A 22,474-nucleotide genomic window follows, 5' to 3' on the forward strand; every position below is an offset into this window, starting at 1 on the left:
TAAGAGTTAGTTATGAGGATAAAGGGATAGATAATATACACTAAGGGTCACCCGCTGATTCACGGGAAAGCTCTGATCCGCCAGTACGGTCCTGGCGAAGGAGGTGGTGCTGGCAGGGGCCGGAGCGCTCAGCATGAGGCCCTGCTGTGCGGCGTTGGGGCCGGCATTGGTGATCTGGGTCTTGATGAAATTGGTGACATCATAAGAATAGACCGTATTCAGAGGGGAGCTGTAATTCACTACCAGGTTACCCGTCTGGGCCTGGCCTGTCGTGGAGCTTGCCACCGGCGATCCGATGAGGTTGTGGAAATCAGTATAGTCAATGGAAAGCTGAGGGGGAAGGGTCCAGGTAGTGGTAAAGCTCTGCGGGATGGGTTTGATGGTCAGCTGCGCACGGATCACGCTTAAATAATCCTGCCGGTGGGCAATGCCATTCAGGTAAGGAAAGGTCAGCTTTACGGTCAGGCCTGTAATGCTTTGCATATAACCTCCGCCGAACAGTTTGTCAGAGAGCGTGGCGGGAGGGGTTTGCACCAGTTGAGTGGGTGTATCAAGCTTATCCAGGCGTGAGCCAGCCCTGTTGGTAATGATATTGTTGAATTGAAAGCCTTTATTGGTAATGCCGAAATCAACGGTTTTAAGGGTAGTGGTGGTGCCGACGTCATGGTAGTAGATCCGCATGAGGATACTGTCCGAAAAGCCGTAGATGATCCCTTTGCCCTGGGTGGTGTCCGGAGAGATGCAAAGCCCGTGGAACCAGTTGAGGAAGTTCGGTGATTTCTTAATGGAGTCCGAGTTGTTGTAGATCATATCGAACATCTTCTTTCCCAGCGCCTGGTTCAGCCTGATCTTCACGGTGTCCCCGAAACCCTGGCTCGCATAGGGAATGCTGGGAAAAAGCCGGAATGAACCGGAGCCCAGGGGCGAAGGATCGATGTTGAAGGAGCTGTTGCTGAAAAAGCCCTTTTGGTTCCTGGCCTCGTTCAGCTCATACAGGTCCGTGACCTGGTTGACATTATAGGTCATGGAGACCGTAGTGTCCCCATAATAGGGATTGCCTTTTTTGAAGAGCATCACCAGCCCGATGGAGTCATATCCGCTGAACTGGTTGATGGTAGGGAAACTGGATGGCAATCCCACCTGCAGAAAAGCCCGGGAATAGACATTCCCAAAATAAGCATCGTTGTACGAGCCCACCTGCAGATACCCCGTACCCGCCGTGGCGGAAGAGTCGACAACGACTGTGGACAGCTGCACTGTGGCTGTATCCACCAGAACGATGTTGGCGGAACCGTTGTCGCCGATGTAATCCTGGCCAAACTTGAGATTAGGCTGTTTTTGACAACTTTGCAGGGAAAATAATGACAAGACCGATAAGAGTAGATATGCCTCTTTCTTAAGGTATTTATTTATAGTCATGAGATTTTCTATATTCCGGCTAATCGCCTGGTTATGTTACGTACGGGAAGCAGTCTCACCAGCTCGTTCTTAGCCAAGAAGTGCAATAATAAGGGCACTATCTGTTACTATTTTGTTAGTATGTATCAAAAGTAACAAAAAAACGACGAATACGCGATTTTCATATACAAATTGAAAACGGCCCCCAGGGGCGGAACGGCTATGTGCAGGGGTACTGAAGATGCCTTTTCTCCTTCTTTTTCAGACAGATAGAATGGGCAGACCTCCCGGTGTTTGGCCTGAAATTGTTAATGGACGCGAAGTTTCTTTTTTTGTATATAAAAAAAGACGAATTATCTATAAATAATGGCCGGACATACATTTTAACGAATTTGCTATGTCGACTTCGAATACATTAGCGCAAAATATCAAAAAAATATGAAGCGGATTAACAGTCTGTTGTTCTCCTTGATGTTACTTGGTCTCTTATTTTCTTGTTCCAAAGCTAGCTTGAGCTATACACAAAACGGCAACTGGGTATCCCGCGCGATCTTTGCAGGTGTGCCCATGGGCTACGGCACTTCTTTTACGATTGGCGATTCTGCTTATGTGGGCACTGGATTGAACCCCAATACTCCCAATACTAAATTGGCAACAGTATTCAGATATGTTCCCGATCCTATCCCTACCAGCACTCCTACGGGCTATGACAGCGCTTTCGGCGGCTGGAAACAGATGGCGGATTACGGTGGTGGCGGCCGGATGAAAGCCGTAGGCTTTGGTGTCGGCGGCTTTGGATATCTTGGAACCGGAACCGCTGACGGGATCACTCCTTTATCGGATTTCTGGAAGTATGACCCTGCAGCCAATTCCTGGACGCGGGTAGCTGATATCGGCACGCCTTCCAAGAAGTACCCCCGTTTTGACGCCGTATCCATGAGCTTTTCGAATTCTGCTTTTGTGCTCACTGGCACGGATGCCAGCAATTATTTTGGAGACGTTTGGGAATATGATCCTTCTGCCGACAGCTGGACCCAACGCCCGGACATGCCCGGCTCCAAGAGGTCCCAGGCGGTTACCTGGGTGTACAATGGCATCGGCTATCTGGTGACAGGCTATACTCCCGGCTCCCAATGGCAGGTGGGAAATGCCTGCTATGACTTCTGGAAGTTTGATCCTACGCAGACAGGCAACAAGGGATGGGCCAGATTGCGTGATATCTATAACACCAACTCCGACACGCATGATGACGCCTATACCAATATCATCCGCTATCGTGCGGTGGGTTTTGTCATCAAGGGGCAGACGACAGGCGATAAGGCGTATATCACCACAGGCAGCAACGGGACGCCGAATACCTATACATGGGAATATGATTTTGCTACGGACCAATGGACGGAGAAGACCCCTTATGAAGGAGCTTCCCGCGAAGGCGCCATCGGCTTCACCGTACAGAACAGGGGTTTCATAACCACTGGTATCAGCGGTACGGCTGCTTATGACGATTGCAGGGAATTCTTCCCCGGCCAGATCTATAACCAGTATGACTAAAAAGAGCTGGAACGGTTTCTCCCGGCAATGGATCATCACCGGACTGATCGTACTGGCAGGCGCTGCGCTCTTTTACAAAGGCTACAGGGATCGGCAGTGGAAGAAAGATCATGTGCTGATAGAGCTGAAACCTTTTCAGACCGCCAAAGGATGGGGATATAACATCTACACCGATGGAAAGGTCTATATTCACCAGGATATCATACCTGCCCTGCCCACCAACAGAGGCTTCCGGACAAAGGAGGATGCGCTGGCGGTAGGCTCGAAAGTATATGAACGATTAAAGAGCGGACAGGTACCCATGGTCACTGCCAAAGAAGTGCAGGACATGGGGATCACTCCCCAACCATAATACTGATGCCCCCCGGCGACCGGGGGGCATCATAAATTCTACATCATGAGAAAAACAAGGTTTATTCTCCCGGCCTTTTTACTCCTCTTGCAGATGGGTAATGCCCAGACACCCGGCAATTCCCGTTTCGATCAGCACAAAGTATTCGATCCTTTCTTTTATCCTTCCCAGGCGACGGCGACCCGCTCAGCGGGTGGCGAACCTACCGCCAGGTATTGGAGCAACCGCGCAGATTATAAGATCAATGCGTCGCTGGATACGACAGACCACACTATCACCGGGTCTGTCACCATCACCTATACCAATAACAGCCCGGATAACCTGCCTTTTCTCTGGCTGCAGCTGGATCAGAACATTTATCGCAAGGACTCCCGCGGCGAAGCCACCAACCCGGTGACGGGCGGCAGATGGGCCAACAAATCATTCACGGAAGGCGATATGATCAAATCTGTGTCCATCGTCATCAACGGCCAGGCTTCCAAAGCCGATTACCTGGTGACGGACACCCGTATGCAGATCCGCCTTGCCAACGCATTGAAGTCTGCCGGCAGTATACAGATAAAGATCGATTACGCCTTTGCGGTACCACAATATGGCACGGACAGGATGGGCCGTCTAAACACCAGCAACGGTTGGGTATACGAAATAGCCCAATGGTTTCCCCGCATGGCCGTATATGATGACATTTATGGATGGAATACCCTGCCTTATCTTGGCGCAGGGGAGTTCTACCTGGAATATGGCGACATCGACTACTCCGTCACAGCTCCTGCCAACCTGGTGGTTGTCGGCTCAGGTGAGCTGCTGAACCCCACGGAAGTGCTTACGCCCACGCAGATCAGCCGGCTGGCGCAAGCCAAAGCCAGTGATAAAACGGTGTTCATCCGCACTGCAGGCGACGTAACAAACCCTGCTTCCAGCCTTTCTAAAAAAAGTCTCACCTGGCATTTCAAATGCAGCCAGACCCGTGACGTGGCTTTCGGCGCCTCCAGGTCCTTTATATGGGATGCGGCTAAGATCGACCTGCCCAGCGGCCGCAAAGCCCTGGCCCAATCCGTCTACCCGGCGGAAGCCGCCGGCGACAGCGCCTGGGGCCGCAGCACCAACTTTGTAAAGAACTGTATCGAGCTATATTCCAAACAGTGGTTTGAGTTCACCTATCCTGTAGCTACCAATGTGGCTGGCATCGTAGGTGGAATGGAGTACCCCGGCATCGTCTTTTGCTCCTCCAACAGCAAGCAGGGCAGCCTGTGGAACGTCACCAACCACGAATTCGGCCATAACTGGTTCCCGATGATCGTCGGGTCCAATGAAAGAAAGTACGCCTGGATGGACGAAGGCTTCAACACCTTCATCAACGGCGTGGACACAAAAGTGTTCAGGAACGGAGAGTTCTTCAGGAAGGAAGATGCACAACGCCTCGCCGGCTATTATTTCGGCGCGAATTCTGAAACGATCCTGACTATTCCCGAAGTGCTGCAGTCCAGCAATCTCGGTACCGCCGCATATGCTAAACCTGCCATGGCCCTGGACCTCCTGCGCAAATATGTCCTGGGGGAAAAACGCTTCGATTACGCTTTCCGCACCTATATCAAACGATGGGCTTTCAAGCATCCTACCCCCTGGGATTTCTTCCATACCATGGAAAATGCGTCGGGAGAGGACCTTGGCTGGTTCTGGAGAGGCTGGATCCTGAACAACTGGAAGCTGGATCAGGGAGTAAAGGAAGTGAAATATCCGGATAACGATCCTTCCAAAGGCGCCTTTATCACCCTGGAAAACCTGGAAGAAATGGCCATGCCCGTCAACCTCGCCATTGAACAGGAAAATGGAAAAAAAGATACGATCCTGCTCCCCGTGGAGATATGGCAAAAAGGCGGTGTAAAGACCATCGCTTATGGTTCCACTTCCAAAATAAAGGCTGTCGTCATCGATCCCGATCATGATTTCCCGGATATCAATCCTGCCAACAATTCCTGGACAGGCGTGGCTCAGACCAAGCCCGTACCTCCCGGGACTTCCGCCAGTGATGTCATCAATAAATACCTGCAGAGCGTCGGCGGGAAGGAGAAACTGACAAGCCTCCAGGATATCGTCATCACTTCTACCGGAGAAGTACAGGGACAGAAGGTCGTACGTACTCAAAAGATTAAAGGGAACGATAAATACCTTATGGAGATCACGCTGCCGGACATGAACATGACGGCAGTGAGGATCCTTGTCAATGGTGACAGCGTCAAGCTGAGCCAGATGGGACAGACGCCTGTGCTGGATGAAGAGACGCGCAGGGAGATCAAGGAAGAAGCAATGCCATTCCCCGAACTGAACTTCCAGAACAGCGGCTATAAGACGGAGCTCACCAGCATAAAAGTGCTCGACGGCAAGGATGCCTATGAATTAAAAGTATCCCTTCCTTCGGGCGGCACCGCGATCGTATACTACGATGTGGCCACCGGCTACAGGGTTAAGACGATCCGGACGGACAAACGCGGGCAGACAAGCACCGTGGATTACGGCGACTACCGGGATGCAGGCGGCATCAAGGTCCCTTATCACCAGGTGATCGACCAGGGAGAGATCGTATTGGACCTGACGACACAAAGCGTTAAGGTGAATTCCGGTTTGACGGATGCCGATTTCAAGCTGGCTTTTTAGGTATTGTGCAGGAACTGTCCATGTATATAATCCATCACTGCCGTCAGGCTTTTGGATTCCTCATATACTTTCAGCTGCCTGTCCGCGCCTGTCCCGGTCTCCAGGATCTTTTCGGCAAAACGTGCCGCCGACCGGCTGCCCAGGGGATCCAGCACATCGTCCACAAAGTCCAGCAGCTCATAAATGAGCACCCGTGTGTTGACCTCCTCCTCTTTTCCGAAATCGATGAGGTGGCCGTCGATGCCATAACGGCTGGCTCTCCATTTATTCTCGTTGATGAGGGCCCGTGAGTACTGGATATAGTTCATGTTCCGGGACCGCAGCTTGTAGATCTTGACGCAGATGGCCTGGAAAAGGGCGGCGATACAGATGGTCTCATCCACTGTCATCGGGACATCGCAAATGCGGAACTCCACTGTATTGAAAAAAGGATGCACCCGCAGGTCCCACCAGATCTTTTTGGCATTGTCGATGCAATTGGTCTTTACCAGCAGCTTGACAAAGCTGTCATAAGCTTCGATGCTTTCAAAAGTTTCGGGTATGCCCGTTCGGGGAAATTTGTCGAAAACCTTCGTCCGGAAAGATTTATAGCCTGTAAGCCGGCCTTCCCAGAAAGGGGAGTTGGTGCTCAATGCATAGATATGGGGCAGGAAGTAACGGGTGGAGTTGGCGATGTGATTGGCCATTTCCCGGCTTTCCATGCCTACGTGCACATGCAGTCCGAAGATCAGGTTGCTGCGGGCGGCTTCCTGCAGCTCGTTGACGATCTCGTTATAACGGGCATGGTCGGTGATCAGCTGGCTTTCCCAGTGACTGAAAGGATGCGTGCCCGACGCTCCTACCCAAAGGCCCAGGCCTTCGGCTATCTGGGAAATGGTCTTGCGCAGCGTGGAGACGTCCTTGCGCGCCTCTTCTATGTTCTGACAGATGTCCGTGCCGACTTCCACCACGGCCTGGTGCATTTCGGCCTTGACCTTGTCCTTGATCACTTTTTGTCCTTCCGATACGATCTTCTGTTCGTGGCTTTTCAGCTCCCTTGTAACGGGATCAACCACCATGTATTCCTCTTCTATGCCCAGCGTGAACGTGTTGTAATTGATGTCTGCCATATGTTTTAAAAACGCTTGTGTTCGGTGCTATGTTTAATATATTCTCCCCATGTAAGATTGTCCGCTCCCTCCTGGTGTGCCGCCGCCCTTTCGATGGCATAATCCGCAGCTTTCTCCACCACCCAGTTGAAATTATCCTCTCCCACGCTGGTCCTCTCCGCATCGGGGGCGGGATTGCAGAAATCGATGGCATAAGGGACCCCGTCCCTTACGGCCAGCTCCACCGTATTGAAGTCGTAGCCCAGCCATGCATTGATCCGCAGCACGATCTCTTCCATTTGCAGCAGCCTTTCCTGCGAAGGGGAAAAGTCCGCCTCGTACCGCAGGTGATGCGGGTTACGAGGCTCGTAGGACATGATGCGTACATATTTTCCACCGATGCAATAGCAGCGGTAATATTCCGTAAAAACGATCTCTTCCTGCAATAGCATCACCAGCTGCCCCGTCTCTCCATGTTTCTGGTAGAAATCCTCTGCGTTATGCAGCTTATACACATTCTTCCATCCACCGCCGGCAAAGGGTTTCATATAGGCCGGAAAACCTACATAGCGGAAGATGGTCTCCCAGTCCAGCGGATAGGCAAGATTCATAAAAGACTGGTCGCTGGTGTCCGGCGGCAGGTCCCTGGATGGAAGGATCACGGTCCGGGGGACGGGAACGCCGATCTTCGTGGCGAGGCAGTTGTTGAAGAATTTCTCGTCCGCACTCCACCAGAAAGGGTTATTGATCACGGCCGTCCCGCACAACGCCGCATTTTTCAGGTAAGCACGGTAGAACGGAACGTCCTGCGAAATGCGGTCCACGATCACGTCGTAGCCGCTGGGTTCACCCTGCATTACCTTGTCGATCCGTACAGGTTCTGCTGTGATATCTGGCAGGTTCTTCCGGTTAATTGCTTCGATGAAAGCCGTGGGGAAGCTTCTTTCCTTACCGAACAGGATGCCGATCTTTTTACTTGCAGTCATAGACCTCTTTTTTGATGTTTGAAAAAACAATGCCTTATCAGCCGGTGGCACCGGGCAGCATGCTCAGATAATGAGGAAACATTTCCCGCCAGACAGGCCAGTCGTGGCTGCGGTTGGGACGGATGTCCAGCCAGTGACCGATGTTCTTGGCGGCAAGCTGACCGCTCATCAGCTCGTTCTGCGACCGGCAGCTATCCCATTCCGCCGTCCCGAGCACAATGCCCATTTTCCATAATCCGGAATCATGTGCGCCAGGGACGAAATCCACTGGATTATTGAAATAGACATTGTCATCGTAATATCCATCCACGAAATCACGGATGTCGAAAATGCCGCTCATGGAAAAGCAATATCCCGCGATCTCCGGGTGCCGGAAAGCAAAATTGGCGGCATGATACCCTCCAAAGCTGCAGCCGGCGGCGGCAATACGGCTCTGCCCTGTCTCATGTCGCATGCGTGGTACGATCTCTTCCAGCAGCAACCGGTCATATCGTGTATGCTCCCTGGCCCTCTCCGCAGGCGCTATGGACTTGTTGTACCAGCTTTGGGCGTCGATGCTGTCCGGGCAGTAGATCTTCACCTTCCCGTTCTCCAGGAACCACCGGGCCGTCTCTATCAGGCCCTGGTCCTTATTCTGGTAATAGCTGCCCTGTGAAGTGGGGAAGAGGATGACAGGGTAGCCGGCGTGCCCGAATACGAGCATTTTAAAATCCCTGCCAAGGGCGGGGGAGTGCCATGAATGAAATTCTTCCCGGAGATCCATGCTTAAATCTATTGAAAAAAACGCATATGACCACTGTGCTATTCGAAAATTGGGTGTTATTTTTGGGCTCATGCAAGTAGAAAAGAGGCGTACCAATTTACAGCAGCGTATCGAGCTTTCATCCGTCACCCTTCAGCGCAACGTAATCGTCGATCTTTACCTTCCCGGCAACGTTGCTTCCTTACCGGAAGACATTCCCCTTTTATTGATCAACGATGGGCAGGACCTGGAGAAGATGGGACTGGCTGAAGTCCTGGACGATCTGTATAGCCGCGGATTGCTGGCGCCGCTGGTATGTGCGGGCATCCATGCCGGTGCTGACAGAAAAATGGAATACGGCACGGCCTGTACCGCTGATTTTCTGGGCAGGGGCGCCCTGGCTGCCGGATACACGCAGTTTGTGCTCCGGCAGGTGATCCCGGCCGTGCAGGCGTATTGTAAAGTAGACGCCTTTAAGGCAAAGGGGTTTCTGGGATGGTCGCTGGGTGCTTTAAGCGCCATGGATATCGTATGGCGTCATCCGCGGGAATTTTCCGTCGCAGGTCTTTTTTCCGGCAGTTTCTGGTGGAGGACGAAGGACAAGTCAGACCCGGAATACAACGAGCATATCCATCGTATCATGGAGCGACAGGTGGCCGAAGGGACCTATCATCCCGGACTGAAGTTCTTTTTCGAATGCGGTACGGAGGACGAAGAAGAAGATCGCAACCAAAATGGCATCATCGATTCCATCGATGATACGCGCGACCTGATAGCGGCGCTGGTCAGCAAGGGTTATGATCCGCTGAAGGATATATACTACCTGGAAGTGCCTGGCGGGCGGCACGAAACAACCACCTGGGCGAAGGTGCTGCCGGAATTTTTGATATGGGCCTATGGCAAATAAAAAACCCGGCCAGCAAGCCGGGTTCTTTATAATCATTAAGATGTTTTATTTCGCATAAGTGGCCCTGCTGTCTGTCGAAACGATATTCCCAAACTTGCTGCTGGTATTCAGGCTATAGCCGAAGGTCGCGGTAGACACGATCTTGACCTTTGCCGTGACGGTGGGCACCGGGAAACCGATGGTTGTCTGCCAGCGGAACAGGCCGCTTTTGGCCATACCCACCGTGTCAAATATCACTCCGGAAAGCTTTGGCACATACAATACGCTGTAGGTGGTCTTGTTGACGGAGTCGGCGGCTTTGAGGTTGGCATTGATGCTATAGGTCCTGGAAGTATCATTGATACCGCCGGATACGGACAGCCAGATCGTGTCGCCTTTGCTGCTGATAGTATCTTTCGCATGCGTCATCTTGGTGGCCGCCGAGAAAATGGTCACGGTCGGCACCGGAGACAGAATTGTCTGCTTATTACAAGCCAGAACAACCAGGCTTGCTGCAACCGCTGAGAACAGGATTAATTTCTTCATAACAAATATTTTCGATTAGCGATGTTTTTAATTAATTGAACAGGTAACGGATGCCGAACTGCATCTGCCAGCGGCTGCCCGTAAAGGTTTGGTTATTGGCAAAATTGGTCAGGTTGGTGTTGTTGGCAAAGCTGTTCGTGATAGGCACCTGGTTGCCGGCGTCTGCGTAAGGGAAGGAGAAGAGAGGCGTCTTGCCGTCAGCGGCCATTCCTTCGAACTTAAGGAAGTTGGCGGCAGTGGGTGACTTTATCAAGCCCCAGTTCCTGTTGATCAGGTTACCTACATTGACGATGTCCACGCTGAGACGCAGTGTGTGCTTATCCTTGGTTCCGTTGTTCTTCGTATAGAAGTAGATGTCCTGGGTGACGTTGAGGTCCAGGTGCTTGTACCAGGGGTACATCACCGAGTTAGCCTGTGCGTATTTCCCACGGCGTCTGGACATATAGTGGTCCTGGTTGATGAAGTTGTTCAGCTGTGTCCAGATCTGCGCAGCGCTGCGGGTATCGCTGTGATCCAATGTAGCGTTGGTAGCATTGGAGCCGACGCTGTTCACCTGCACCAGGTTGATCTCGCTGGCATTGCGTGGGATATAGATCAGGTCGTTGCCCGAGTTGCCGTCTCCGTTGAGGTCTCCGTTGTATACATACGAAGTAGATCCGGCCGTGGTCGCTTCGTATACTGCGCCGATGGACGTAGACGTGTGGCTGCCTTCTTCAATGCGGTAATTGGCATAGGCGATGATGCGATGTGGCTGGTACCATCCGGGATGTGACAGGGTCGCCGCATTGGGGTCCGTGTTGGCGACGGCGCGGGCTGACCAGAGCGAGCTGGCCGTGCTGCCATTCTCGATGGCGGATTTGGTTTCTGTATATGTATAAGCTAAGCTGGCGATCAGGTTGTGCCAGGTTTTTTGTACCCGGGCGGTAGCGACATAGGCATAACCTTTGTTTGTGTTGGCCAGCAGGATGGCGTTGCCGATGTTGGGGTTCAACAGGCTGCTGCCGGCGGAATAATATTTATTGGTGTTGGATACGGAAGTGAGAAATCTCGTCCTGTTGTCGGGGCCATTGGTGATAGCGAACCCGTTGGACTCATTCAGGTTCACGTTGGACATATAGGGAGCATTGATATCCTTGGAATAGGTGAACTCGCCGGTGACCAACCAGTCGTTGGGAAGCTTCTTATCCAGGCCTACACTGGTCCGCAGCTTGGTGGGATATTTGAAATGTTTGTCGATGATGTTCACCGAATAGCTTTTAGGCGTATTGGTTTGCGGAGTGGAGCCAAGTTGGGTGGCCAACTGTGCAGCGGGGTCGGGGTTGAAGATGACACCGGAGTTGGCGGTGCTGGAGCCCTTGGCGAAAGACCCGAATTGCACGCCGTTGTTAGCGGCCTGGTTCTCGATCCAAACGAAGGGGGGAGCGCCTTCGAAGATCCCTGCGCCGCCACGCAGCTGCCAGGTCCTGTCACCTGTGACGTCCCAGTTGAAACCTACCCGGGGAGATACGACCAGGAAGCCGTTGGGCGCCGAGCCTACGTCATATTTTGCACCATTGAGGAAGGACAACGCAGCGAAGCTGTCATTCCTGGTGAATTTGTTCTGGTAACTGGTATAGTCAAATCTTACGCCATAGGTGAACGTAAAGGTGGGGGTCACACGCCATTTATCCTGGGCAAACAAACTGAGGTTGGTGGCGCCTGCATAGGCAAAAGGGAATGCGCCGCCTTTCAAAGCAGAATATTGCTGGTAGAAATATTGGGCCGGTGCTCCGTTGACAAAGTCTGCCAGGCTCGCGAACTGGTATACGCTGTTGAAGCCGGGCGCAAACGCATTCGTATATTTCTTATAGCTGTCCTGTGTACCGAAAGTGATCTCATGCGCGCCTTTGTACATGCTGAATATATCCGTCAGCTGATAGCTATCCATGTTGAGGACGTTGTTATACGTGTACATTTCATAGCCAAAGGTGGTGTAAATATTGCCGTTGCTTAGGATATCCACCAGCGGGAAAGTGGGAGAGGAGCTTTGAGGTGTGCGGAAATCCCTTTCACGGGTGTAGCCCACCTGCAGCTTATTGGACGCTTTGTTGCCAAATCGTGTGTTCAGTTCGGCAATATAGATGTTCAGGTTGTTGTTGATGCGGTAGCCGCTGCCGTAGAACGGCAAAGGGTTTCCATTTGACGTGGGTATCCCGCCTGTGGCCATGCTGGTATTGGGCCGGCTGGTGCTGGGAAACTGGTCGGCGTAGGACTTCAGGTAATTGTATTTCAGGGTCAGCGTATTGTAGGCATTGACGTTGATGTCGATGCGGGCATTGATCTTGTAGCTGTTGGTTTTGAAGGAATATCCGGTGTAGTCGCCCGTGTTATATCCATATTTGTTTTTCACGAAACTGCGGATCGAGTCGAGAATAGTAACGCTTGACTGGGAGACGGAGCCGGATGCTGAAGGGTGACTGGCATCTGAAGGCAGGACATTGGTAGCAGGCGCGCTCTGTTTGCTTTGCTCGGCAGAGATAAAGTAAAACACTTTGCTGGGAATGATCGCACCGCCAATGCTGAAGCCTGCTACATTGTAAGTAAAAGGAGTACGGAGGACCTTCGTGTTTTCCACGTTGTAGCCGATGGTGCCGGGTCCTTTGATATAGGTATATACGGAACCCCTGACCTGGTTAGTTCCGCTGCGTGTAACGGAATTAACGCCTGCGCCTGTGAAACCACCCTGTCTTACGTCATAAGGGGCGACATTCACCTGGATCTGGTCGATGGCATCCAGGGAGATAGGTTGGGCATTCGCCTGGCCACCCAGGGTACCCGAGAGACCAAAAGAGTTATTGAAATCCGCACCGTCCACGGTGATATTGTTCATGGATCCGCTGGTGCCGCCGAAGCTTAGTCCATTAGACGAGGGTTCGAGACGGGCAAAGTCCTGGATGGAACGCTGGATGGTAGGCAGCCTTTCTATCTGGCTGCGGACCACGATCTCCTGGCTGCCTGTGCGGCTGTTGTTGAAGATCTTGTTCTGCTGCCGGGAGCCGGCCACGACTACCTCGGTGAGCTGCCTGGATTCAGCCGTCATTTTGAAGTCGGCGGTGAAATCCTGACCGACCACCAGGTTGATATTGTCCTGCTTTTCTTCCTTGAAACCTACGTAAGAGATAGTGAGCACATAAGGACCTCCAACACGGACGTTGGGGAGGTTGAAGCGACCGTCCTTGCGGGTCGTGGTCGTGTAACGGGTGCCGGTAGGGGTGTGGAGCGCAGTGACAGTAGCCCCTGCCAATGCCCCCTGGTCACCGGTGACCGTCCCAAGGATCTGGGATGTAGTCTCCTGACCAAATGTAAAAAACACACAAAGAACTGTGAACGCTGATAGTAGCAGTCGTTTTATCATAAATAGTCGTTTTTAGTATTTTTTTTCAGCCTGCAAAGAAATGATCTTGTCTTGGCATCAGGGTTACGATCGACGTTAAGGAATTATTACTTAACGCTAGCAGGCGGCAATCGGGGGTTTTTCTCAGGAAGGAAGGGCTATCGGACAGACCGGTTAAAGAAAAGCAAAACTATAAAAAGGCTGCATCTCAGTCCTAATTAATTTTAACAAGTTATAAACAGTTGACCATCAGGAGCACTTTTTTGCCTTATTTATTTCATATGCCAATTATCGTGCATGCGTTGACGCTTTCGGAAAGACCCTCAGCCAGGCATCCTTTTCAACTAAACAGTCGTTTTATTGTTAACTTTGTAACATAATAAATAAGTTGTACATGCTGGCAAGTATTGAAAGCGCCATTGAAGATATAAAACTGGGTAAGCTGGTGATCGTGGTAGATGACGAAGACCGGGAAAATGAGGGCGATTTCATCACCGCTGCCCGGAATGTTACCCCTGAGGTGATCAATTTCATGAGCAAGCACGGACGAGGTCTCATTTGCGCTCCTCTTGAAGAGGGGCGTTGTGATGAGCTGGGCCTGGGTCTCATGGTGAACAATAACACGGCTCTTCACGAGACGCCTTTTACTGTATCGATAGACTTGCTGGGGCATGGCTGTACGACAGGGATCTCGGCAAGCGACAGGAGCAAGACCGTGAAAGCGCTGATCGACCCGTCTACCCGCCCGGAAGATCTGGGACGTCCCGGCCATATCTTCCCTTTGCGGGCTAAAAAAGGCGGGGTGCTGCGCAGAGCTGGTCATACCGAGGCCACCATCGATCTGGCAAGGCTGGCCGGATTTGAGCCGGCGGGTGTGTTGGTGGAGATCATGAACGAGGATGGGACCATGGCCCGTCTGCCGGAATTGCTGGAAATAGCCGCGAAATTTAATCTTAAAGTAGTCTCTATCAAGGACTTGATAGAATATAGACTAAAAATAGACTCCCTGATCGAAGAGATCGTCCGGGTGGACATGCCTACCAAATATGGACATTTCAAGCTCATCGCCTTCCGGGAGAAGAACACAAGCAATGAGCACCTCGCCCTGGTAAAAGGTGAGTGGGAAAAAGAAGAACCGCTGCTGGTAAGGGTGCATTCCTCCTGCTTCACCGGCGATATCCTCGGGTCTATGCGATGTGATTGTGGCGAACAGCTGCATGAGGCCATGCAGTTGGTAGAACGGGAAGGAAAGGGGGCCATCCTGTACATGAACCAGGAAGGCCGGGGCATTGGATTGGTGAACAAGCTAAAAGCCTATAAGCTTCAGGAAGAAGGCATGGATACCGTGGAAGCCAACCTTCATCTGGGTTTCCCCATGGACAAGCGGGACTACGGCGTAGGCGCCCAGATCCTTCGTTATCTCGGGATCTCAAAGATCCGGCTCATCAGTAATAATCCCCGAAAAAGGGCTGGCCTGCTGGGTTATGGCCTGGAGATCGTCGACACCGTACCTATCGAGATCCATCCCAATCCGCACAATGAAAAATATTTGACGACGAAGCGGGACAAGCTGGGACATCAGATCCTGAAATAAGCTATTCCGGCTGTGTATTGCCGCTGCTGTCTTTGGCCGTGGTGGTATTGCCTTCCGTCGCATCCGCGGGCTTCCTATCCTTTCTTGGGATGCGGGGCGTTTTCTTTTTCTTTTTAAACAACTCGTCGATCCTGTCAAAATCCCGCCGGTAGGAGATACTGGCGCCGGAGCTGTTTTGCGTGTGATTGCCTGATAAGTAATTATAGGAGTCACGGTAGAAGAACGAGAGGACAACCCTTCCGTCTGGCGTAATCTTGTATTCGGCGGTGATATCCGGCAGGAACTGGAAGGAGGCTGCCTGCACCTGCGCAGCGCCCATGCCGATGTCGAAAGCGCTTCCCAACGTCAGTGTCAGCTTTTCCTGCATGAAGCTCTTTGCGACGGATAGATTCAGGTTAGTCCTGTCCGGGGTCAGCCTGCTTTGGTCGACATCAGCTATAGCAGTACCGTTGTAGAAGCTGGTATTGAAGTTGACCCGCAGACTGTTGTCCCGGAAGATCTTACGCAGCAGATTGTAGCCCCATCGGCTAAAGTAGTTGCTGACGATACCGGAAATGCTGTTGAAGACCACGCGCGTTGCGGCCCCAGGCGCATCGAAAGCGCTGGTGCTGCTGGATAAAGGCACGAAAGTGTTTAACACCACCAGGCAGGACACCTGCTTGTTCAGCTCATTCACATCCCCCTGGATCTTCTGGAGCAGGGCAAGGGCTTCCGGATCGTTCTTCAATGTGCTGCCGGGAGGCAGATCGATCTGGAAGTCGATCTTCGGTGACATCAATTTATTCGATAGCGTTGCTGTAACGATGATGTCGCCCGTATAACGCTTTACATTCTCGCTGCTGATGACCACCCCGCTGGCAGCAGAGAGACCCAGGTCGCTGAAACGTACATTCTCCGCCCGGTAGGTCGCCGTGATGCCGATGTTGGCATCATAAGGATTTCCGCTCCACTGGATGTAATTGCCCACGCCTTCCTTAAGGATAAAGGGCTTGTGGATGAAAGACTGAAAGGTGAAGTTATAATTTCCCCTGTCGATCTCATATCTTCCTTTCAGCGTCAGGTCCTGATTCGTTCCCACTTCCAGGGCCAGCGAGCCATGACCATTGGCTTTGATGATATCTCCGGAAAGAGGATCAATAATTACATAAACATTCGCATAGTTGTTGGCATACATGTCCAGGCTGACCAGGAGGTTTGAGCTCTTTTTATCGGCAGTCTGATTTTTCATCTCCTTCCCATACACCTTCCATTCAATGAAGTCCGCCTCGCCTTTTTCCCGGACGACGGAAGGCGGCAGGTAGATATTGCTGCTGTCGGTGGGCTCTCCTTTAATATACATCCGCATGTCTTCTTCGGGGCCCGTCAGTGTCACACGTGCTTTACCGATGACAGAGCCATAGAACTGGCTATTGTCGGTGGCTTTGGTATCCAGCAGGAGCAGCCGGTTAGTGCTCAACTCAAAATCAAAGGCCAGATCGTCAAAGGAGTGGTGGAAAAGCCTTCCCCTGCTGAGATTAGCTGTGCGTCCCTGTTTGTCCTTTAGCTGGAACTGGCCAAAGTCGATGGTGTCCTTCTTGAATTGGATGGTAGCCGAAGGGATCTTATAGGTACATTGCGTATATGCGACCTTCAACGAGGCATCTTTCAACTGCACGGTGCCGAGATATTGGAGGTCGTCGCCCTGTCCTACGATCCGGAGCTTGCCAGTGGCATTGCCTGTAAGATTCGTAAAGACACCGCCCAGGTATTTCTCCAGGAGATCTACCTTTGTATCACTGACATCCGCGATAATGTCGAGAGGAGGGCCTTCGAGGCTGTCCCTCGTGTGGATCAGCCCTTTGATATCGAAATGATAGCTTTTATTATCGGAATGGGCCAGCGTATTCAACATCCCGGTGGATTTCTGATAATCCGCGTTCAGCTCCAGCCGGCCGATGGAGTCGTTTTCAAACCGGAATTGCTCCGCCTCGCCCCGGAAATGGGCGGCCGGCTTGCCAAAAGGATCGATCATGTCGACGCTGCCCGAAAGCAGGCCCTCGATCCGTTGGGACTTTACGAAGTAAGGAGTGAAGTCACCGATATTGATCTTCTTAAGGTCTATATGTACGTCGTTCCAACTGCCCTCGTCGGATGGACTGGTGGTCACCTGCACCTGTTGCTCTCCATTGTGGATCGTCAGCCCGTCAGCGGAGATGATCTGGTTGCTGAAGGACAGTTCGCCGTCCTTATCGATCGTCCATGTCTTGCTGTTGATGTCAAAGGTGGACGGCAGGAATTTTACACGCACGCCTGTGGGAAGGGTTTGGACGTCCGCCGAAAGGTTGGCGGAGTTCAACGTCTGGTTGGCGCTGGTCGTCACCTGCACATTGGACAGATCGTTGGAACTGCGCAGGTGAAGCCGGGTACCGGGAAAATGAAGACTATCGTTCAGATGGACATCGCCAATGGTCGTCTCCATGGAAAGACTGTCCAGGTTGCCCCTTCCTTTGAGTGAAAGGTTGTCAAAGCTGATATTCTTATAGCCGAAGTTCGGCAGGTCCACATTCAGGTCCAGCAGATTGTCCTTCGTATTGATACGACCACTTACGCCTGCATTGTTAAAACCCTTCAGGTCCTTACCAAAAAGATCAATGTATTCATCCACCTTTTTGGTCGTAATGACAAAGCTGAAATTTTGATTGATGGGTATGGATTTCGCTGGTTTGATATAGCTAGGATAATACTTGTTCAGAAAGGTCTGGAAGCTGGCGGGCAGGTCCTTGATAGAGAATTCACCCACGATGGCGCCATCGAACTCATTGCTGACCACGGTAATGGTCTTGTTGTTGTCTACGATGCTGGACTCCACAGACAAGGAGTCGAATGATACCCGCTGTCCGTTTTTGAAGACCGAGGCGTCGTAAATGCTGGCACGGCCCAGGAAGTTGTCGATATTGTCACCCGTGAAATTGCAGCGGAACTTACCGTTGAACTCCACCTGCTGACGGACGAACTGCAGCTTGGTCAGATCGGCCTTTGCTACCTGCGCCGTGAAATCGAATTTAGGGTGCTCCTGGCTGAAGTCGATCAATCCGTTGAGACGGGCATCCAGGGAAGGATCCCCCGAGACCAGCTCCCCATTGAACTTCCGCTTGGCCACGGCTCCGTTGATCTGGATATGCTGGTAGGTATAATGATTGAACTCCAGGCTATTGATCGTCCCGTTGAGGCTGGCATTCAATGTACCGGCCTTCAGGCCGGCACCGATGACCTTTCCCTGGAAACTGATCTTCCCCATGTCGTTGTTGTCAAGAAAAGGGCCCAGCTGGAAATTATCCGTGCTGATGATCCCGGAATAAACGGAAGGACCGTATTCCAGCAGCTTCATATTGACATTGGCGTTCAGGGAGCCCAGGTTGGTCTCGATGGTGCCGTTGGTGACGAAGTCCCGTATGTAGCCAGTGAAGTTCCCTTTAAACCGGAGCCATTCGATCCTGTCGAGACGAGGCTGTTCGATCGTCGCTATCTCGGGCGCCAGCATCTTCATATCCTCGTACGTAGTGCTGAATTCGGAGGATTGCAGATCGATAAAGGTCTTATCGATATCCGGAAGCCCTTTCAGCTTGAAGTTTCCTTTCAGCAGGGTGCTCTTACCGGCCTGGACGACGGCATTCTTTCCTTCCAGGTCGGAGACGGTGCCTTTGACAACACCGCTTATGCGGAGATGTTTTTTCCAATCCTTTAACTCAGGGGCAAAGTAGGAGATATCATCGCTGTCTATGTCTGCGTCGGCAAAGTCGGCTTCCATCCGGATCCGGGTCTCGAAGTCGGACATATCGTCCAGGGTCCGGAACCGCATGGCAAAGTAGTTGCGCAAATGACTTTTGCCTGTCTGCAGGTCCAGGCGATGGAACTCCATGGCTTCCGGATACCATTTGATGCGGGCGCTGAGCTTCTTTACTTCGAAGCCGCTGCGCTCTTTTGTGGCCAGCTGGAATTGAGCGGTGATAGTATCCTGGCGCAGCCGCAGGTTGGTAAAGCTGGTATTGACCGTATGGAAATAGATATGGTTGCCGTCGAAATGCTTGTTGGGCAGCGTGTCCTCCCGCTTTTCATTTCTGAAAGATCCATTGGTGATGCTGACCTTGCCGGCAGTGAGGTCCCATCCTGCCGGGTTCAGCCGGAGATGCAGCGGGTCGAGGATAAATGTCGTGTCGGGCGGGGCGGGCCTTCTTCCTCTGTAATTGGTCAGCGTGAAGTCAGGGCGTGTAAAGGTGAGCGCATTTATCCGTGCCAGCTTTTGCGTAAAGCTCATTGTGTCGGCATTGAGATATAGCGCCTGCAGCCGGAGGTCCATATCTTCCCCCCTCCATTCATCTTTTTTTTCAAAATGAATACGGGCAAGGTCGAGGCGTTTGAGGTCCAGCTCCACGGGGTGTTCCGTGGTGTCCTTTTGAACCGTGACGGGTTGGGAAGATGATGAAAAATAATCGACGATGAACTGATAGTTCCACACCGAATCCCTGCGATGCAGCCGGATCGTGGCATCCTCCAATCCAATGTACTGAAGCTCCGTTTTATCCTTGAAGAACCACCAGTCCGTGATATTGACCTTCAGTGCCCCGGCATACAGGATGGTGTCCCGGTGCTGGTCTTCTACCAGCGTGCCTTCCAGCACCATTTTGTTGAAAAGGGAAAAATCCACCCGCTGAACGGTGATGGTGGTATGCAGCTGATGAGAAAGGCGACTGGTGACCTTCGAGACCAGCCAGGTCTGAACAGGTGGCAACTGGATGAGCAACCAAAGCGTTACCAGAAGTAGTATTAAAATCAGTAATGTATTACGGAGTATTTTCCAGATCTTTCTCAGGGGGCATTCATTTCAAGCTGTAAAATTACACAATACCATGTGATGTGCAAATTCAATACCAATAAACCATGGATCCTGGCTGCAAATCACCCATTTATGATTTCTTTTTCCAGGATAAGTTTAATTGCCTTCAAAAGAAGCCGTCAGTGACCGTGCTGATCCTGCATTTGCCGGTTGAACTGGTCCGACCCGCCTTTGGGTATGGACAGGGATTGCCAGTCCTTACCACGGATCATTTTACCAATATAGACGATCTGTCCCACGTGATGGGGGTAATGAGCCAACTGCCGATTGATGGCATCGATGGCTAAAAGAGGCTCGTGGCGGATATGAATGGTGCGCAGGAGGTCTTCGGCTGTCAGGCTGTTTAAGGTTCCCAGCAGGCAGCTCCACCCTTTTTCCCACAGCCCGATCGTCTGCTCGCGATTGTGTGAGTGTCCCTGCAGGCTGAACTCCGTCTCTCTATTCCTACCCGGCTTTTCTCCATCCTCTGTCAGGAAATTGGTCCAGCGACTGATCATGTTGCCGCTGAGATGCTGAATGATGACGGCGATACTGTTGGACCAATCATTGGGTGTGTAATAAAAGTCCTTTTCCTCCAGCTGCATAAAGGTGCCTTCTCCCAGCAGCTTGTATGTAGTCATCCTTTTGATGACCGATGCGAGATAAACATTGCCTAATGATGATGCGTTCATCGGATCTGTATTTTAAAGGTTAATCCCGTTAATATCCTTCTGCTGCGTCGTCCCCCCGGCTATCGCCAACGGCCTCTATCTTCCCTCCCGAAATCTTTATCACTTCCGTACGTCCTATGCTTCCCCGCTGTGTGATAGTGTAGCCCATTTTCTGTAAGGCTTCCCGAACCTCGATGGGGAAGCCGGTCTCCACAAAGATCTCATCAGGCAGCCACTGATGATGGAACTTGGGCTTGTTCACTGCATCCTCCGTCGTCATGTTGAATTCGAGTATATCTATCAATGTCTGGAATACCGAAGTGGTGATGGTCGTACCACCCGGCGTGCCCGCAATGATGAATACCTTACCTTTATCCAACACGAGGGTAGGGGTCATCGAGCTCAGCATGCGCTTGCCGGGCGCAATGGCATTGGCTTCCGCACCGACAGCTCCGTACATGTTGGGAACTCCCGGCTTGATGCTGAAATCATCCATCTCATTGTTGAGGAAAAATCCCGCCCCGCCTACCACTACCTTATTGCCATATCCGCCGTTGAGCGTAGTGGTGATCGACACGGCATTGCCCTGACGGTCACATACATTCAGATGAGTGGTCTCTTCGCTGGCCGGAGAAAGGACGCCTGCCTGTATATCTTTGCTCGCACCAGCTTTGTCCGGCTGTATAAGGGACATGCGTTCATGGAGGTAAGCTTTGCTGGTAAGCGTTTTCACCGGCACCGCATAATAATCCCGGTCGCCCAGGTATTTTGCCCTATCGGCGTAGGCCAGCCTTTCCGCCTCCGCCATCAGGTGCACAGCCTTGGGGGATTCGAAGCCATAGGACTTCAGGGGCAGCTCTTCTGCCATCTTCATCATTTGCTGCAGGATGACGCCGCCGCTGCTGGGCAGCGGCATCGTGACGATGCTGTATTGCTTGTAAGGGAAAACAGTTGCTTCCCGTTCCTTCGCCTGGTATCCGGCCAGATCAGCCGCGGTAATAATGCCTTTGCCCCGCTGCATTTCTTCCAGGATCAGCCTGGCAGTCTCCCCTTCGTAAAAGCCTGCAGCGCCCTTATCCCGGATGAGGCGCAGGGTCTTGGCGAGGTCTTTTTGAATCAATGTATCTCCTGCTTTCCAGCTCTCTTCTTTGATAAATACGGGCCCAACCGTATTGTACTTTTTAAAGGAGGATTGCGCCGCATTCAGGCTATGGGCTTCTGCCGCGGTGATCGCAAAACCGTTTTCAGCAAGATCGATAGCCGGTGCGATCAGCGTAGACATCGGCAGCCGGGCATATTTCAACTCGGCAAAAATACCGGCGATCGTCCCGGGTACGCCGGCGGCCAGGTGGCCATTTTGGCTAAGGTCCGTGCGGGCATTGCCGGACGCGTCCAGGTACATGTCCCGGGTTGCCGCTGCGGGCGCTTTTTCCCGGAAATCCAGGGCGATATTCCTGCCGTCGGCCAGGTGGGCCACCATGAAGCCTCCGCCGCCGATGTTGCCAGCAGCAGGATAGACGACCGCCAGGGCCAGCTGCGTGGCAATGGCTGCGTCCACGGCATTGCCTCCCTTTTGTAAGATGGTCAGGCCGGCCCTGCTGGCCAGCGGGTGTGCCGAGACGACAGCCCCGTTGGCGACCACCTTCTTTTTTTGGATCGCGTAGTGATAAGGACTGCTTGTCTGCGCATAAAGAGAGCAGGTGAATGATACCAGAATGCCGGCGAACAGAAGGCGCATAATGAAAGATGGATTTGGTGGAAAGTTACCATTTTTACTTAC

At 52.1% G+C, this 22,474-nt stretch carries 14 protein-coding genes; 5 read left to right on the top strand and 9 right to left on the bottom strand.

All coding sequences use genetic code 11. The features are described from left to right. Nucleotides 1-6: 6 nt before the first annotated feature. Nucleotides 7-1,419: a DUF4270 family protein gene (locus Q4E93_RS10265; RefSeq protein WP_303584869.1), complete on the bottom strand. Its 1,413-nt coding sequence runs from the start codon at nt 1,417-1,419 to the stop codon at nt 7-9. Between the two features lie 489 nt (nt 1,420-1,908). Between Q4E93_RS10265 and Q4E93_RS10270 the strand changes: the two genes are divergently transcribed. Genes Q4E93_RS10270 through Q4E93_RS10280 form a run of 3 tightly spaced genes read left to right on the top strand, consistent with a single transcriptional unit; the run spans nt 1,909 to nt 5,956 of the window. Next, nucleotides 1,909-2,949, top strand: a complete 1,041-nt coding sequence (locus tag Q4E93_RS10270; protein WP_303584871.1) for a Kelch repeat-containing protein — start codon at nt 1,909-1,911, stop codon at nt 2,947-2,949. Further along, nucleotides 2,942-3,301: a DUF4907 domain-containing protein gene (locus tag Q4E93_RS10275; RefSeq protein WP_303584873.1), complete on the top strand. Its 360-nt coding sequence runs from the start codon at nt 2,942-2,944 to the stop codon at nt 3,299-3,301. Before Q4E93_RS10270 ends, Q4E93_RS10275 begins: the two co-directional genes overlap by 8 nt. Nucleotides 3,302-3,346: 45 nt before the next feature. Next, a complete protein-coding gene (locus Q4E93_RS10280; RefSeq protein WP_303584875.1) occupies nt 3,347-5,956 on the top strand; it encodes a M1 family metallopeptidase in 2,610 nt (869 codons plus the stop codon). Here Q4E93_RS10280 and Q4E93_RS10285 read toward each other — a convergent pair. From Q4E93_RS10285 to Q4E93_RS10295, 3 genes are read right to left on the bottom strand one after another with little or no spacing between them, the layout of a single operon-like run. Further along, nucleotides 5,953-7,065 (bottom strand): carboxylate-amine ligase, encoded by a 1,113-nt coding sequence (locus Q4E93_RS10285; RefSeq protein WP_303584877.1) that lies wholly within the window; start codon nt 7,063-7,065, stop codon nt 5,953-5,955. The genes Q4E93_RS10280 and Q4E93_RS10285 overlap by 4 nt on opposite strands. 5 nt (nt 7,066-7,070) lie before the next feature. Beyond that, on the bottom strand, nt 7,071-8,030 hold the full coding sequence (locus tag Q4E93_RS10290; RefSeq protein WP_303584879.1) for an ATP-grasp domain-containing protein: 960 nt from the start codon (nt 8,028-8,030) through the stop codon (nt 7,071-7,073). 37 nt (nt 8,031-8,067) lie between these two features. After that, nucleotides 8,068-8,793, bottom strand: a complete 726-nt coding sequence (locus tag Q4E93_RS10295) for an esterase family protein (RefSeq protein ID WP_303584881.1) — start codon at nt 8,791-8,793, stop codon at nt 8,068-8,070. Nucleotides 8,794-8,863: 70 nt separating this feature from the next. Here Q4E93_RS10295 and Q4E93_RS10300 point away from each other — a divergent pair, with 70 nt between their 5' ends. Next, nucleotides 8,864-9,679 (top strand): alpha/beta hydrolase, encoded by an 816-nt coding sequence (locus Q4E93_RS10300; RefSeq protein WP_303584883.1) that lies wholly within the window; start codon nt 8,864-8,866, stop codon nt 9,677-9,679. A 45-nt stretch (nt 9,680-9,724) separates the two neighbouring features. On the opposite strand, the gene Q4E93_RS10305 is transcribed toward Q4E93_RS10300, so the two are convergent. Together Q4E93_RS10305 and Q4E93_RS10310 are read right to left on the bottom strand one after the other, a co-directional pair. Beyond that, nucleotides 9,725-10,204, bottom strand: coding sequence for a hypothetical protein (locus Q4E93_RS10305; RefSeq protein ID WP_303584885.1), 480 nt, complete (start codon nt 10,202-10,204; stop codon nt 9,725-9,727). Nucleotides 10,205-10,235: 31 nt separating this feature from the next. Next, nucleotides 10,236-13,598 carry a TonB-dependent receptor gene (locus Q4E93_RS10310; RefSeq protein WP_303584886.1) on the bottom strand — a complete coding sequence of 1,121 codons (3,363 nt, stop codon included), beginning with the start codon at nt 13,596-13,598 and terminating at the stop codon, nt 10,236-10,238. Between the two features lie 373 nt (nt 13,599-13,971). Here Q4E93_RS10310 and Q4E93_RS10315 point away from each other — a divergent pair, with 373 nt between their 5' ends. Then, complete coding sequence (locus Q4E93_RS10315; RefSeq protein WP_303584887.1) at nt 13,972-15,171, top strand: bifunctional 3,4-dihydroxy-2-butanone-4-phosphate synthase/GTP cyclohydrolase II; 1,200 nt, start codon at nt 13,972-13,974, stop codon at nt 15,169-15,171. Nucleotide 15,172: 1 nt separating this feature from the next. On the opposite strand, the gene Q4E93_RS10320 is transcribed toward Q4E93_RS10315, so the two are convergent. From Q4E93_RS10320 to ggt, 3 genes are all read right to left on the bottom strand, one after another. Beyond that, nucleotides 15,173-19,951, bottom strand: coding sequence for a translocation/assembly module TamB domain-containing protein (locus Q4E93_RS10320; RefSeq protein WP_303584889.1), 4,779 nt, complete (start codon nt 19,949-19,951; stop codon nt 15,173-15,175). Between the two features lie 212 nt (nt 19,952-20,163). Next, nucleotides 20,164-20,715, bottom strand: coding sequence for a DUF1572 family protein (locus tag Q4E93_RS10325; protein WP_303584890.1), 552 nt, complete (start codon nt 20,713-20,715; stop codon nt 20,164-20,166). 28 nt (nt 20,716-20,743) lie between these two features. Next, nucleotides 20,744-22,432, bottom strand: a complete 1,689-nt coding sequence (gene ggt, locus Q4E93_RS10330) for a gamma-glutamyltransferase (protein WP_303584892.1) — start codon at nt 22,430-22,432, stop codon at nt 20,744-20,746. Nucleotides 22,433-22,474: the final 42 nt, after the last annotated feature.

Origin of the sequence: Flavitalea plasmicola, assembly GCF_030546645.1 — a bacterium.
Taxonomy (GTDB): Bacteria; Bacteroidota; Bacteroidia; order Chitinophagales; family Chitinophagaceae; genus Puia.